The sequence below is a fragment of the Ramlibacter aurantiacus genome (genome assembly GCF_016722895.1).
Lineage (GTDB): Bacteria > Pseudomonadota > Gammaproteobacteria > Burkholderiales > Burkholderiaceae_C > Ramlibacter > Ramlibacter aurantiacus.
The window spans coordinates 351,631-365,087 of sequence record NZ_JAEQNA010000003.1 but is presented as its reverse complement, the minus strand read 5'-3'; the positions used below and the strand labels follow the sequence as shown (position 1 = coordinate 365,087).

General features: G+C 71.9%; 11 protein-coding genes. 1 reads left to right on the top strand and 10 read right to left on the bottom strand.

The genetic code is table 11. The annotated features are described in order from the left end of the window. Nucleotide 1 precedes the first annotated feature (1 nt). The gene (locus tag JI739_RS11655) at nt 2-976 is read right to left on the bottom strand and encodes a Bug family tripartite tricarboxylate transporter substrate binding protein (RefSeq protein ID WP_201684063.1); all 975 of its coding nucleotides are present in this window, start codon (nt 974-976) and stop codon (nt 2-4) included. A gap of 92 nt (nt 977-1,068) precedes the next feature. Between JI739_RS11655 and JI739_RS11650 the strand changes: the two genes are divergently transcribed. Next, nucleotides 1,069-2,010 carry a LysR family transcriptional regulator gene (locus JI739_RS11650; RefSeq protein WP_201684062.1) on the top strand — a complete coding sequence of 314 codons (942 nt, stop codon included), beginning with the start codon at nt 1,069-1,071 and terminating at the stop codon, nt 2,008-2,010. A 56-nt stretch (nt 2,011-2,066) separates the two neighbouring features. On the opposite strand, the gene JI739_RS11645 is transcribed toward JI739_RS11650, so the two are convergent. From JI739_RS11645 to JI739_RS11605, 9 genes are read right to left on the bottom strand one after another with little or no spacing between them, the layout of a single operon-like run. Beyond that, nucleotides 2,067-3,800, bottom strand: a complete 1,734-nt coding sequence (locus tag JI739_RS11645) for an ATP-dependent DNA ligase (RefSeq protein ID WP_201684061.1) — start codon at nt 3,798-3,800, stop codon at nt 2,067-2,069. Next, complete coding sequence (locus tag JI739_RS11640; RefSeq protein ID WP_201684060.1) at nt 3,797-4,276, bottom strand: DUF2269 family protein; 480 nt, start codon at nt 4,274-4,276, stop codon at nt 3,797-3,799. The genes JI739_RS11645 and JI739_RS11640 overlap by 4 nt, the downstream gene beginning before the upstream one ends. Continuing rightward, entirely contained in the window at nt 4,273-5,301 is a 1,029-nt protein-coding gene (locus JI739_RS11635) for a ligase-associated DNA damage response exonuclease (RefSeq protein ID WP_201684059.1), read from the bottom strand. Before JI739_RS11635 ends, JI739_RS11640 begins: the two co-directional genes overlap by 4 nt. Beyond that, nucleotides 5,298-6,497, bottom strand: coding sequence for a cardiolipin synthase ClsB (gene clsB, locus JI739_RS11630; protein WP_201684058.1), 1,200 nt, complete (start codon nt 6,495-6,497; stop codon nt 5,298-5,300). The genes JI739_RS11635 and clsB overlap by 4 nt, the downstream gene beginning before the upstream one ends. Nucleotides 6,498-6,506: 9 nt before the next feature. Beyond that, entirely contained in the window at nt 6,507-7,238 is a 732-nt protein-coding gene (locus tag JI739_RS11625) for an endonuclease/exonuclease/phosphatase family protein (RefSeq protein WP_201684057.1), read from the bottom strand. Continuing rightward, nucleotides 7,235-7,711: a dihydroneopterin triphosphate diphosphatase gene (gene nudB / locus JI739_RS11620; RefSeq protein ID WP_435531601.1), complete on the bottom strand. Its 477-nt coding sequence runs from the start codon at nt 7,709-7,711 to the stop codon at nt 7,235-7,237. The genes JI739_RS11625 and nudB overlap by 4 nt, the downstream gene beginning before the upstream one ends. Nucleotides 7,712-7,724: 13 nt before the next feature. Further along, on the bottom strand, nt 7,725-8,042 hold the full coding sequence (locus tag JI739_RS11615) for a CcdB family protein (RefSeq protein WP_201684055.1): 318 nt from the start codon (nt 8,040-8,042) through the stop codon (nt 7,725-7,727). Between the two features lie 3 nt (nt 8,043-8,045). After that, the gene (locus JI739_RS11610) at nt 8,046-8,327 is read right to left on the bottom strand and encodes a type II toxin-antitoxin system Phd/YefM family antitoxin (RefSeq protein WP_201684054.1); all 282 of its coding nucleotides are present in this window, start codon (nt 8,325-8,327) and stop codon (nt 8,046-8,048) included. 31 nt (nt 8,328-8,358) lie between these two features. Continuing rightward, the gene (locus tag JI739_RS11605; protein ID WP_201684053.1) at nt 8,359-13,455 is read right to left on the bottom strand and encodes a malto-oligosyltrehalose synthase; all 5,097 of its coding nucleotides are present in this window, start codon (nt 13,453-13,455) and stop codon (nt 8,359-8,361) included. Nucleotides 13,456-13,457: the final 2 nt, after the last annotated feature.

The following is a 13,457-nucleotide window of genomic DNA, read 5'->3' as shown; positions in this document are numbered from 1 at the left end:
CTCACTCCGCGGAGATGCCCAGCGTCTTCACCAGGCCGGCCCAGCGCTCGCGCTCGGCCTTCATGAAGGCCTCGAACTCGGCGACGCCCATCCGGGTCTCGGGCAGCGAGCCCAGCGACTTGATGCGCTCGGCCACCTCGGGCTGCTGCACCACGGCCTCCAGGTCGCGGTTGACGCGGGCCACGATGTCCGCGGGCGTGCCGGCCGGCGCGAACAGGCCGTTCCAGCCGGTGTACTCGAAGCCGGGGAAGGTCTCCGACAGCGCCGGCACGTTGGGCATGTCGGGCAGGCGGCGCGGCGTGCTCACCGCCAGCGCGCGCACCTGGCCCGATTCCAGGAAGGCCTTGATGCCGGCATAAGGCAGGCACACCAGCGGCGTGCGGCCGCCCACCACGTCCTGCAGCGCCTCGGGGGCCTTGGTGTAGGGCACGTGATTGAGCTTCACGCCCGCCATGCTGGCCACCGCGTCGGCCAGCATGCCGGAGAACTGCTTGGGTCCTTCGGTGGCGATGGCCACCTGCCCCGGATTGGCCTTGGCCTGGGCCACGACGTCGGCCAGGGACTTGAACGGGCTGCCGGCCGCGGTGGCGATGATGAAGGGGCTGCGGCCCACCAGGCGCACGGGCGCGAAATCCTTGGCCGGGTCGTAGGGCAGCGCCTTGAAGGTGAACACGTTGGTCACCATCGCCGCGGTGGTGGCGAAGTAGTAGGTGTAGCCGTCCGGCGCCGAGCGCGCGGCGGCCTGCGCGCCGATCACGTTCTGGCCGCCCGGGCGGTTCTCCACGATCACCGGCTGCGGCCATTTGCGGCCCAGCTGGTCGGCCAGGTAGCGCGCCAGGATGTCGGGGCCCGAGCCGGCGGCGCTGGAAACGATCCAGCGCACCGGGCGCTGCGGCCAGCCGTTCTGGGCCAGGGCGGGGAGGTGGGCGGCGAACGGGGCCAGGGCGGCCGCGCCGATGAAGGCTCTGCGTTGCATGAGGGCTTGTCTCCGGGTGTCCAGGACTTCGGATGCTAGGGACCGGGCCTGCTATTGAAAAGATGATGGGCCGAATACATAGAATCGATGCGATGGATATTCGTCAGGTCGACCTGAACCTTCTGGTGATCTTCGATGCGATGGCGCGGCTGCGCAGCGTCAACCGCACGGCCCAGGCCGTGGGGCTGAGCCAGCCGGCGACCAGCGCCGCCCTGGCCCGCCTGCGCGCGCTGTTCGACGACCCGCTGTTCGTTCGCACCGGCACCCAGATGGAGCCCACGCCGCGCGCGCAGGAACTGGCGCCGGCCGTGCGCCGTGTCGTCGAGACCATCTCCACCGAAATCCTGGCCCCGGCGGCGTTCGAGCCCGCCACCGCGCAACGGTGCTTCACCATCGTCACCCCGGACATCGGCGAGGTCAGCTTCCTGCCGCCCGTGCTGCGGCAGCTGCGCCAGGAAGCCCCGCAGGTGCAGCTGCGCGCGGTGGCCAAGCCGCGCGAGGCGGCGGCGGCCGCGCTGGAATCGGGCGAGGCCGATCTCGCCGTGGGCTTCTTCCCCGACCTGCACAAGGCGGGCTTCTTCCAGCAGGGGCTGTTCAAGACCTCCTACGTCTGCATCGCCTGCGCCCGCAACGCGCAGGCGCCGTCCCGCATGACGCTGCGGCAGTTCCTCGATGCGCGGCACATCGTGGTGCTCCCCAACGGGCGCGAGCACCTGCTCGACCGGTTCCTGGCCGACAAGGGCTGGCGCCGGCACGTGACGCTGGAGCTGTCGCACTTCATGAGCCTGCTGGCCCTGTTGCCCGGCACCGACCTGATCGCCACCGTGCCGGAGGACATCGCCACGGTGGTGGGGCGCCATGTGCCCTTGAAGATCATCGAACTGCCGTTCCGGGCGCCACGGCTGGACGTGCAGCAGTTCTGGCACCGGCGCATGCAGCAGGATCCGGCCAACCGCTGGCTGCGCGGCCTGTTCCATTCGGTGAACCGGCGCGAGCCGGGCATGCCGCTGGCGCAGCCGCCGGGTTCGCGGTGAAGCCGTTCCTGCCTTCCCGAGCGTCAGGCCACGGCCCGCCCCCACCTTCGACGAACTCAGGGGCTGGGCCCGGCCGGGTCCGGACCGGCCTGCCCCTCTTGCAGCAATGCCTCCAGGTCCCGCAGCGTATTCGCCTCGTGCAGCGGCTTGTCGTGCCGGATCCGCAGCATGCGCGGAAAGCGCACCGCGATTCCGCTCTTGTGCCGCGTGCTGCGGTTGATGCCCTCGAAGCCCAGCTCGAACACCAGCGTCGGCCGCAGGCTGCGCACCGGCCCGAACTTCTCGATGGTGGTGCGGCGGATCAGCGCATCCACCTGCCGGAACTCCTCGTCGGTCAGTCCCGAATACGCCTTGGCGAAAGCCACCAGCTGCAAGGCACCCGCCCGTGGCGGCTCGCGCCGGGCGACGGCCTCGACCACGGCATCGGCTTCCTCGCGGTCCCGGGGCGCACGGTTCCACACGGCGAAGGTGTAGTCGGTGTGGATCGAGGCGCGCCGGCCGCTGCCGGGCTGCGCGTACACCAGCACGCAGTCGATGCTGAAGGGCTCGACCTTCCACTTCCACCACAGGCCATCCGACTTGGTGCGCCCGGTGCCGTAGGCGGCGTCCAGGCGCTTGAGCATGAAGCCCTCCACGCCCAGCTCGCGCGAGCGCTCGCGGCGTTGCGCCAGTTCGAGCCAGGAGCCGGCCCGCTCCACCGGCGACAGCTTGATCGGCCGCCCCTGCAGCAGCGCCTCGAGCCGGGCGCGGCGCTCGGCCTGCGGCAGGGAACGCAAGTCCTGCCCGCCTTGCTCCAGCAGGTCGTAGGCCATGAAGCTCACCGGCGCATCGGCCAGCACCTTGCGGGTGACGTTCTTGCGGCCGATGCGCTGCTGCAGCAAGGCAAAGGGCGCAGGCCGCCCCTGCCCGGCCGACCACGCCAGGATCTCGCCATCGAGCACCGTGCCATCGGGCAGCGCCTGCGCCAGCTCGACGATCTCGGGGAAGCGCTCGGTCACCGGGTCCTCGCCGCGTGACCAGATCCACACCGCACCGCCGCGCTTGATGACCTGGCCGCGGATGCCGTCGTACTTCCACTCCACCTGCCAGTCGGACGGCGGCCCGAGCCGGCTGGCGAACAGCTCGGGCGGCGCATCGAGCGGGTGGGCCAGGAAGAAGGGATAGGGCTGGCCCTCCTGCAGCGCGGTGGCGGCCGCGTCCAGCGGCGCGATCAGCGCCTGCAGGCGCCCGGCGCTGGGCATGGCGCGGCCATCGGTGTAGCCCATCATGCGCTGGGCCACCAGCTTGGCGTCGATGCCGGCGTGGGCGGCCAGGGCGCGCTGCACCAGCAGCCGGCTGACCCCCACGCGGAAGGCACCACCGACCAGCTTGACCAGCAGGAACCGGCCCTGCGCATCGAGTTCGGCCCAGTAGCCGCGCACGCGCTCGGCGACCTCGGCCGGGGGCAGCCCGCGCAGCGGCAGCAGGCGCTGCTCCACCCAATCGGCCAGGCCCAGGGTGGAAACCATTTCGCCACGCGGCAGCACGTGGGCGATGGTCTCGGCCAGGTCCCCCACCGCCTGGTAGCACTCGTCGAACAACCAGGGCGCGATGCCGGCCTCTTCGCAGGCCAGCGCCGCCAGCGTGGACATGGGCGCCACCTGCCGCGGCTTTCCGCCGGCCAGGAAGTACACCGCCCAGGCGGCGTCGCGCGGTTCGGCCTGGGCGAAGTAGCGCTGCAACGCCTCCACCTTGGCCGTGGTCGACGTGGTGGCGTCGAGCTCGGCGAACAGGCGGGCGAACAGCCTCATGCCAGCCAGCCACGCCCGAGCATGAGGGCGAACAGCACCAGCACGCCGGCGAAGGCGGGCCAGCCCAGGGCGAACCAGATGCCGAACCAGCGGTGAAAGCGCGGGTCGAGCCCGGCGATGGACGTGGCCGCGCGGGCCGCGTTGCGCAAGCGGATTTGCAGCGCCACCACCGGCAGCCAGCACACGCCGACGAAGACGTATACCGCCGCCACCCAGGCGATCCAGGGGCTGGTCCAGCTGCCGCCGGCCAGGTGCCAGAGCAGCGCACCCGTCACCGGCTGCACGGCCGCCGCGACGGCGGTGAACACGGTGTCGGCCGTGACGGTGAGTGACAGCACCCCCTGCAGCAGGCCCAGGTTGTCGTCGCGCAAAGCGCGCCGATAGCCGAACCAGGCGAAGAAGGCGATGCCCATGCCGGTGCCGAACAGCACGGACGCGCCGACCAGGTGGAGGTATTTCAGCGCGAGATAGGTCATGGGCCCTCCACAGTTGGTTCTTCGTTCTCCAGGCGCTCGTCGCCCCACTCCGTGGCCAGCGCCTGCGCCTGCAGGCCCTGCTCGCACAGGTGGCGCACCAGCGGCGCGGTGTTGCCGTGCGTGACGATCACGCGCGGCGCGCCGGTCGCGGCGATGGCCTGCTGCAACCCGGGCCAGTCGGCGTGGTCCGAGAGCACGAAGCCACGGTCGTAGCCGCCACGCCGGCGCGCGCCGCGCAGCTGCATCCAGCCGCTGGCGAAGGCGACACGGCTGTCGCCGAACCGGCGCAGCCAGGTGCTGGCGGTGGCGCTCGGCGGGCACAGCACCAGCGCGCGGCGCAGCTCGGCGCGATCGGCGATCTCGGTCACCAGCCGGGTCTCGCGCAGGGCCACGCCGGCGTCGCGGTAGGCGCGGTTCAGCGGCTGCACCGCCCCATGGACCACGATGGCGCCGATGGACGGGTCCACCCCGCTCAGGATGCGCTGCGCCTTGCCGAAGCTGTAGCAGGCGATCACGCTGGCCCGGCCGACAGCCGCGTTCTGCGCCCACCAGCCGTTGATCTCGGCGAACAGCTCGGCGTCGGGCGCCCAGCGGTAGATCGGCAGGCCGAAGGTGGATTCGGTGATGAAGACGTCGCAGCGCACCGGCTCGAACGGCTCGCAGGTGGGATCGGGCGCCACCTTGTAGTCGCCGCTGACCACCCAGATCCGGCCGCCGTGCTCGATGCGCACTTGCGCCGAGCCCAGCACATGGCCCGCGGGGTGCAGCGAGACCGTGACGCCGTGGTGCTGGATGCGCTCGCCGTAGGCCAGCGCCATCAGGTCGATCTCGCCCAGGCGCGCGCGCAGCACGCCCTCGGACGGCGCCGCCGCGAGGTAGTGGCCATGGCCCTGGCGGGCATGGTCGCCATGCGCGTGGGTGATGACGGCGCGCGCCACCGGCCGCCAGGGATCGATGTGGAAGTCGCCGGCCGGGCAGTACAGGCCCTCGGGCCGGGGCACCAGCAGATCTTCCCGTTCGGTCACAGGTACTTCTTGCCCTGCACCAGCAGGGCCAGGCGCATCACGCCGAGGGCGAGGTACTCCAGCACCCGCCCGCGCCAGGGCCGGCGGGCGTACTGCTCGGGGTCCATCACCCGGCCCTGGTGCGCGATGGCGTGCAGCAGGCGGGTTCGCAAGGCGCTGGCAAAGGCCGCGTCGTCCACCATGAGGTTGGCCTCGCGCGCCAGCAGCAGGCTGAGCGGATCGAGGTTGGACGAGCCCACCGTGGCGATGCGCCGGTCGACCACCGCCACCTTGGCATGCAGGAAACTCGGTGAATATTCATGGATCTCCACGCCGGCCTTGAGCAGCGCGTCGTAGACCGGGCGCGAGGCGTAGTACTGCATGAAGTACTCGTAGCGGCCCTGCAGCAGCAGCACCACCCGCACGCCGCGCCGCGCCGCCCGCACCAGCGCCCGCCGCAGCCGCCCTCCCGGCACGAAGTAGGCGTTGGCGATCAGCACCTCCTCCTGGGCCCGCCCGATGGCGCGCAGGTAGGCCTTCTCGATGTGCCGGCGGTGCCGCACGTTGTCGCGCAGCAGGAGCGCGACGCGGGCCCGGCCCGCCGGCTCGGCGCCGGGCCGGGGCGCGAGGGGTGCCGGGGGCGGCAGGCTCTCGGCCAGCGCGCCGGGGTCGAGCTGGCGCACGGCGCGCAGCCGGTGCCACAGCTGCGCCATCGCGTGCCGCACGTCACGCGCGACCGGCCCGCGCACCTGGACCGCGAAATCCAGCCGCGGCGAGTCGAGCGCGCCGTGGTTGGGGTCGTGCCAGTCGTCCAGCAGGTTGATGCCGCCGCAGAACGCCAGCTCGGCATCCACCGCGCACAGCTTGCGGTGCAGCCTCCGCCAGCTGCCCGGCCACAGCACCCCCATGCTGCCGATGGGCGCGTAGAACTGCCACTGCACGCCGGCCCGCTCCAGGCGCTCGCGCCACTCGGGCGGCACCTCGGACGTGCCGAAGCCGTCGACCAGCACGCGCACCGTGACGCCGCGCCGCGCCGCGCGCTCCAGCGCCTCGGTGACCGCGACGCTGGTGCCGGTGAAGTCCCAGATGTAGGTCTCCAGCCAGACCTCGTGGCTCGCCGCATCCAGCGCCCGCACCAGCGCCGGGAACAGCTCCGCGCTGCCTTCGAGCAGTTGCAGCTCGTGTCCAGCTCGCAGGGTGGGCAGACGCAGCGACACGTGCGGGCCTCAGAACGCGAATTCCGCGACCAGCGGCAGGTGGTCGGACATGCGCCACCAGATGCGTCCACGCGGGATCATCAGGTTCAGCGGCTTCAGGCCGCGGGCATACACGTAGTCGAGCTGGGTCAGGGGCAGGCGCGACGGGTAGGTCAGCGCGCGCTGCCAGTCGCAGTCGCGCAGGCCCAGCGCCTTCATCGGCTGGCGCAGCTTGGCGCCCCAGTCGTTGAAGTCGCCGGCCACCAGCAGCGGCTCGCCGCGGGGCACCTCGCGCTCGATGAACTGCGACAGCTGGTCCACCTGCCGCACCCGGCTGGCGGCGATCAGCCCCAGGTGCACCACCACCACGTGCACCGGGCGATCGGCGATCTGCAGGCAGACGTGCAGCAGGCCGCGCTGCTCGAAGCGGTGGTCCGACATGTCCTCGTGCCCGTGCGAGACCACCGGCCAGCGCGAAAGCAGCGCGTTGCCATGCTCGCCGTGCCGCGTGACGGCATTGGTCTGGTAGACGGCCTGGTAGCCCTCGGGGCACAGGAACTCGGCTTGCGGCAGTTCGGGCCAGCGCTTGAAGTAGCGGGCATGGGCGCGGTGCAGCCGCCGCACTTCCTGCAGGCACACCACGTCGGCATCGAGCTGCTCGATGGCATGGCCCAGGTTGTGGATCTCCAGCCGCCGGGCCGGCCCGATCCCCTGCACGCCCTTGTGGATGTTGTAGGTCGCCACCCGGAGGACTTCGGTCATCGGAGAAATTCTGGCAGCAAGAGGATGGCTTCGGCGTTGGACGGCGAGAAGCAGGCGTCGGCCGCCTCGCGCCACGGTAACCATCGGAAAGCGGTGTGTTCGCGCGGGTCCAGCAGCACGGGCGTGCCCGCCGGCACGCACAGGCCGAACACGTGCTCGGTGTTGCGCGTGACGCCGGGTGCGTAGCGGTGCAGCCAGCGGGGGTAGATGTCGTAGATGTTGGAGATACCCCAGTCACGCAGGCCGGCGTGCAGCAGCGTGCCGGGGCCGCAGGCGATGCCGGTTTCCTCGAAGACCTCACGCGCGGCGGTCTGCGAAAGGTCCTCGCCCCGGTGGTCCTTGCTGCCGGTGACCGACTGCCAGAAGCCCGGCGCATCGGCCCGGTTGATCAGCAACACCTCGAGCTCGGGCGTGTGGATGACCACCAGGACGGATTCGGGGACTTTGAAGGAGTCGCGTGGGGGCTGCGACACCGGGGCTCGTTCCCTAGTAGCCACTGAGCACCGCATCCATCGCAGCGCAGATGTCGCTTGCAAGGTGTGAGAAGCCGGCGACCGGTTCCCTCAACAAGCGCAGCGGTATGGGGGCGGCCAGGTGGGGCATCAGCACCAGGCGTTCACCACGGACCTCGACCATGGGGCAGAGGTTGCCCGGGAGGTGCGTGACGCCTGACCCGACTCGCGACAGCGGCATGACCAGCCGGGTCGCGAGTTGCTCGATCAATGCACTCTGTACGTCCAGCACGTACGGAACGAGGTCTCGGGTGCTGCGGTTCGGATTCTCGAAGACATCGAACTGAGCCATCGTTCAGGTCCGCTCGTCCCAGCCCACGATCCCCTCGCACCACAAACCGCGTTCTTCGATCTGCCGGTTCTGCCACTCGAACCACTCGCGGTACTTCTCCTCGAACTCCTTCTTGCGCTGTTCCAGCGACTGGCGCCGGGCGGCACTCTTCAGCGCCTGGTACTCCGCGAAATCGATCAGGACCGTGTCGGGGCGGCCATCCTTCTCGATGACCACCGGCTCGATCTTGGCCTGGCTGCAGTAGTAGCCGAACCGGTTCTTGGCGTCAGTGGCAGTCACTTGCATGGGGCCTCTCCTCAGGAAGGGAATGGCCATTTTAGCCATCACCCTGCGCAAGCAGCACCGCCGCCGGCAACACCGCGAAGGCCTCGGCCAGGGCGATCCGCCCCTGCCGCACCACCACTTCGCGCCCGTCGAGCAGGCTGCGCAGCCGGGTGCCGTCGGGCAGCTCGCAGGCGGCCCAGGTGTCGCCCCAGGTCGCCTCGCCCAGCGGCGCCGATCCGGCGTCGGCTGGCAACCGCGACCACAGCCGCCCGGCCAGCGTGAACAGCCGGACGGCGCCGTGGCCGCGTGAGAAGCCCAGCACGTGCTCGCCGTGCGCGCCGCCGGTGGCCAGCGGCTGGTAGTCGCCCAGGCGGAACAGCTCGGGCTTGTCGCGCCGCAGGCCGAGCAGCCGCCAGGTGATCCAGAGCTTGGCGCGGCCGTCCAGCGGGCTCTCCCCCAGCGCCTGCGCGCCGGCCTCGCCGGTCGCCTCGAAGGCGTCCAGCACGCGGGCCAGGCCCTCATAGTCCACCGGCCGCCGGTTGTCGGGGTCAACCAGCGTGAGGTTCAGCGTCTCGTGGCCCTGGTAGGTGTCGGGCACGCCGGGCGAGGTGTACTTGACCAGCGTGGTGCTGAGGCTGTTGAGGGCGCCGAACCACGCGACCTGCCGCGCCAGGGCCTGCAGGTCGGGCAGGAAGGCGTTGTCCGCTCCCGGCGCGAGGATCGCCTGCACGAAGCCGGTGACGGCCGACTCGTAGGCCTCGTTCGGCTGGGTCCAGCGGGTGCGCCGCTTGGCCTCGCGCAGGGCCTTGCGCATGTAGCCCAGGATGCGCTCCACGTAGCCCTCGTCCACGCCTTCCAGCGGCAGCGTGCCCAGCAGGGTCTGGTACAGCAGGTACTCGTCAGGCGCGCTGGGCGCATCGTCGGGCGCGCCCGCCGCCATCAGCCGCTCGCGCACCGGCCGGTTCATCGCCCGCCAGCGGCGCAGCGCCAGGCGCCAGACGGGCGGCATCTCGCTGAGCACGTCGATGCGGTTGCGCACGTCCTCGGAACGCTTGTGATCGTGCGTGGCCGTGGCCAGCATGGTGTGCGGCCAGCGCCGGCAGCGGTCGCTGCTGGCTTCGTGGAATTGCGCGACCGTCATGCCGAACTGGGCCGGCTCGCCGCCCACCTCGTTCAGCGAACTCAGCGGGAACCAGCGGTAGAAGGCGGTGTCCTCCACGCCCTTGGCCGCCACCGGCGAGCTGAACTGCTGCATGCGACGCGCGAAGCGCCGCACCCGCTCGGCCAGCTCGGGCGAGGCGTCGGGCAGCGTCTGCGCCAGCAGGGTCCGGCGGATGAACTCGAAGACCGACAGGTCGGCGTCCTCGGAGTGGCCCATGGCGGCCTCGACCGCCCAGTCGACGAAGCGCCGGTCCTGCAGGGACGGGCCGTCCACCAGGTAGGTGCGGTACACCGGCAGGCAGGCCACCACGTCGGCCAGCGCGCGGCGCAGCGCGTTGAGCGTGTAGTCGCGGGTGCGGCGGTGGCCACGCGCGATGCGCAGCAGCTCGGTGCTGAGCGTGGTCAGCTCCGACGCCAGCGAGGTCCGCATGATGTCGATCTTGGCCACGCGCGCCACTTCGTCGAAGCTGTCGCGTTCGCCGGTGAAGCGTTGCCAGATCTGGATGAAGCGGGCCTGCGCCGTGGTGTCGACCATGACGCCGTTGACCACGTTGGCGAAGCGGTAGCCGGTGGTGCCGTGCACGTGCCAGGACTCGGGCACGTCCTCGTGGCCGGCGGCGATCTTCTCGGCCACCACGTAGAGCGGACGGCAGGGCCGGCCCGCTTCGTCCTCCTCGGTCAGGGCCAGGCCGGCACGGCTGGCATAGCCTTCCTGCAGCATGCGGAAGTAGCGCGCCGGGTCGTACAGGCCATCGGGATGGTCGATGCGCAGGCCGTCGACCGCGCCCTCGGCCGCCAGCCGCAGCGCCATGTCCTGCGTGGCCTCGAACACCTCACCCCGCTCCATGCGCAGCGCCGCCAGTTCGCCCACATCGAAGAAGCGCCGGTAGTTGATCTCGTCCGACGCCACCCGCCAGTACGCCAGGCGCCAGGCCTGCGCCTCGACCAGCTGGTGGAGCTGATCGCGCGCATCGGGCGCGTTGAAGCCGGCCACCCCCTGCGCCAGCGCCTGCGCCACCGCCGGCTCCCGCGACAGCAGCCGCGACAGACGCGCCTTGAGCAGCTCCTTGTCGCGCGCCCGCTCGATGCGGGCGGCGTCGCTGTCGGCCTCGCGCCCAGGCAGGTGGCCGAAGGCGTCGGCGATGCTGGCCAGCCGCGCCGCCAGGTCGGGGTCTTCCAGTCGGCGCGAGGCCGGCAGCAGCACCAGCGGGTAGGTCTCCGGTGCCAGCGGCAGGCGGTGCTCGAAGTAGTGCACCGACAGCGCGCCGCGCGCCGCGTCCAGCTGCAGGGCGAGGTCGCCGCGTTCGAGCACGTCGCCATAGTGGTCCCCCAGCAGCGGCACCAGCAGCTTGCCGGCCAGCTCCGCGTTCAGCGGGTTCCAGTCGATGTCGAAGTGCTGCGCGTACAGCGAGGCCGGGCCGTTCTCCAGCACGTCGATCCACCACGCGTTGTCGCCGCCCCAGACGCCCATGTGGTTGGGCACCAGGTCCAGCAGCAAGCCCATGCCGCGTTCGCGCAGCGCCGCCAGCAGCCGCTGGAAACCTGCCTCGCCGCCCAGCTCGGGGCTGATCTCGTCGTGCGCCACGACGTCGTAGCCGTGCGTGCTGCCGGGGCGGGCCCGCTGCACCGGCGAGCAATAGAGGTGGCTCACGCCCAGCCGGTCGAGGTACGGCAGGATGCGCACCGCCTCGTCGAAGCCGAAGTCCTTGTGCAACTGCAGGCGGTAGGTGGCGCGCGGAATGCGGGCCTGGCAGGCGCGGGCGGCATCCGCCGGGCGGCGGCGCGGCCGCACTTGCGCCAGGCGCGCGGCCAGTCCCTGCCAGCGTGCGTCCTGGCCCAGGTCCTCCAGCCCCGTCTCCAGCTTGCGGCGCCAGTTCGGGTGCTGGTCCACCGTACCGGGCAGGTTGGCCTGGTCGGCCATGCCCAGCACGTCCTCCAGCTGGACCATCATCACCGCCGAGGGCGCGCCCGCCAGCCAGGCGTGCACCGCCTGCACCACGGCCGCGTCGGGCGTGGCCGCGCCGGCCGCGGCGGCCACCTGCGACGGCGTGAGCAGGCCCTCGCGCTGCACCGCCAGCAGCAGCCGCACGCGGTCCTGCGCGCGCTCGAGCAGCTGGCGCTGCAGCAACTCCGGCGCGGGAAACAGCTGCAGTTCCTGCCGCAGGCGCAGGTCGTGTCCGGACCACCAGCCGGCCAGCGTGGGCAGGTCGTGCGTGCTCACGGCCACCAGCGCGTGCAACGGGTACTGCGCCGGCGCCTTGAAGTCGCCGTCCTCGCCGCGCTCGAAGTACAGCAGGCGATAGGACAGCACGCCCGCGCGGGCGAGCCCGGTACGCACCTCCTCGGCCACGGTGCCCAGGTCTTCACCGATCACCAGGCACCGCTGGCGCTGGCTCTCCAGGGTGACGATGGCCAGCAGCTCGTCGAGGCGGTAGTGCACGTAGGCGCCGTCCCGGGGCGAGTGGCCGGGAGGAATGCAGAACAGGCGCATCAGCGCCATCACGTGGTCGATGCGCAGCGCGCCCACGCCGTGCATGTTGGCCCGCAGCGCCTGGATGAACAGGTCGTAGCCGCGCGCGCGCAGCCGGTCGGGCCGCAGCGGCGGCAGCCCCCAGGACTGGCCCTGCGCGTTGAATTCGTCGGGCGGAGCGCCGACGCCGGCATCGAGCGCGAAGCAGTCGCTGGCGCCCCAGGTGTCGGAGCCGCCGCGGTCGACCGACACCGCCAGGTCGAGGTACAGGCCCACGCCCATGCCGCGGGACAAGGCCTGGCGCCCGGCCCGCTCCAGCTGCACCCGCGCCTGCCACTGCAGGAACTGGAACCAGCGCACGAGGTCGGCCTCGCGCTCGGCGAAGTCGCGCACCTCGGGTGAATCGGGGCGTTGGTAGGCCTCGGGCCAGGCCGGCCAGCCCCACACCGAGGCGTCGTCCGCATGGAAGCGCGCCTGCAGCGCCTCGAACAAGGCATGCAGCCGCAACGCCTCGCCACCGGCCTGCACGAAGGCCAGGAACTCGGCGCCGGCCCCATCGCGCGCGGCCTGGCCGCCCTCGCCCAGGCTGTGTTCACGGAAATGGGCCCAGAGCAGTTGCAGGACCTCGAGCTTGGCGGCGGCCACGCCGGGGTAGTCGACCAGCGGCGCCTCGCGCAACCCGGCCAGCCGCGCCTGGAAGGCGGCCGACTGCACCCGTTGCCGGGCCGCGTCGCAACTGTCGTAACCCACCGCCGATTCGACGTCGATGTAGAGCACGTTGAGGAAACGGCGCGAGGACGGGCTGTAGGGACTGAGGTGCGCCGGGTTGTGCGGGAACAGCGCGTGCAGCGGGTTCAGGCCCACGATGCCCGCGCCGCTTTCGGCCGCGCGCGTCACCAGCGCGGCGAGGTCGCTGAAGTCGCCCATGCCCCAGTTGCGGCGCGAGCGCAGCGCGTACAGCTGCACCGCCGGCCCCCACACCTTGCCCTCGCCCTCCAGGGCCGGGGGTCGCCAGCAGCGCGCCGGCGCGGCGATCACGACCGCCTGCGCGTCGAGCCCGTCGACCGACAGGCGGTGGTAGCCCGCCGGCAGGCCGGGCGCGATCTGCAGGCGCCGCTCGACGCGCGGGCCGTCGGGGGCATCGCCCTGGCCGGTCTGCGGCAGCTCGCGCAGCAGGGCCTCGCCCTCGTGGATCGCGCCGCCCTCCTCGACGATGCGCCAGCGCGCGCGCTCCCAGGTGGGCGGCAGGCGCAGCGGCACCGACCAGTGGCCGTAGCCCGCCTCGATGGCCACGGCCGGCGGCAGGACCTCGGCCCAGGCCCGGCGCTGCGCGTCGGCCAGCGCCGATGCCAGCTCCCGCCCCTCGGCGGTGGACACTCCCAGGGCCTCCAGCAGGGCCACGAGGTTGTGCGGCGCCACCGGGTGCCGGTGTCCCCAGATGTCGTGGAAATCGGTGCCGATGCCGAAGTGCGCGCACAGCCGCTCCAGGCCCGCGCGATCAATCTCTTGCTCGCCCATGT

What these genes read in the sequence shown, in the direction of transcription:
- JI739_RS11645 (WP_201684061.1), bottom strand. Translation starts at nt 3,800, where the DNA reads ATGAGGCTGTTCGCCCGCCTGTTCGCCGAGCTCGACGCCACCACGTCG.
- JI739_RS11640 (WP_201684060.1), bottom strand. Translation starts at nt 4,276, where the DNA reads ATGACCTATCTCGCGCTGAAATACCTCCACCTGGTCGGCGCGTCCGTG.
- JI739_RS11655 (WP_201684063.1), bottom strand. Translation starts at nt 976, where the DNA reads ATGCAACGCAGAGCCTTCATCGGCGCGGCCGCCCTGGCCCCGTTCGCC.
- JI739_RS11605 (WP_201684053.1), bottom strand. Translation starts at nt 13,455, where the DNA reads ATGGGCGAGCAAGAGATTGATCGCGCGGGCCTGGAGCGGCTGTGCGCG.
- JI739_RS11615 (WP_201684055.1), bottom strand. Translation starts at nt 8,042, where the DNA reads ATGGCTCAGTTCGATGTCTTCGAGAATCCGAACCGCAGCACCCGAGAC.
- JI739_RS11610 (WP_201684054.1), bottom strand. Translation starts at nt 8,327, where the DNA reads ATGCAAGTGACTGCCACTGACGCCAAGAACCGGTTCGGCTACTACTGC.
- JI739_RS11650 (WP_201684062.1), top strand. Translation starts at nt 1,069, where the DNA reads ATGGATATTCGTCAGGTCGACCTGAACCTTCTGGTGATCTTCGATGCG.
- JI739_RS11625 (WP_201684057.1), bottom strand. Translation starts at nt 7,238, where the DNA reads ATGACCGAAGTCCTCCGGGTGGCGACCTACAACATCCACAAGGGCGTG.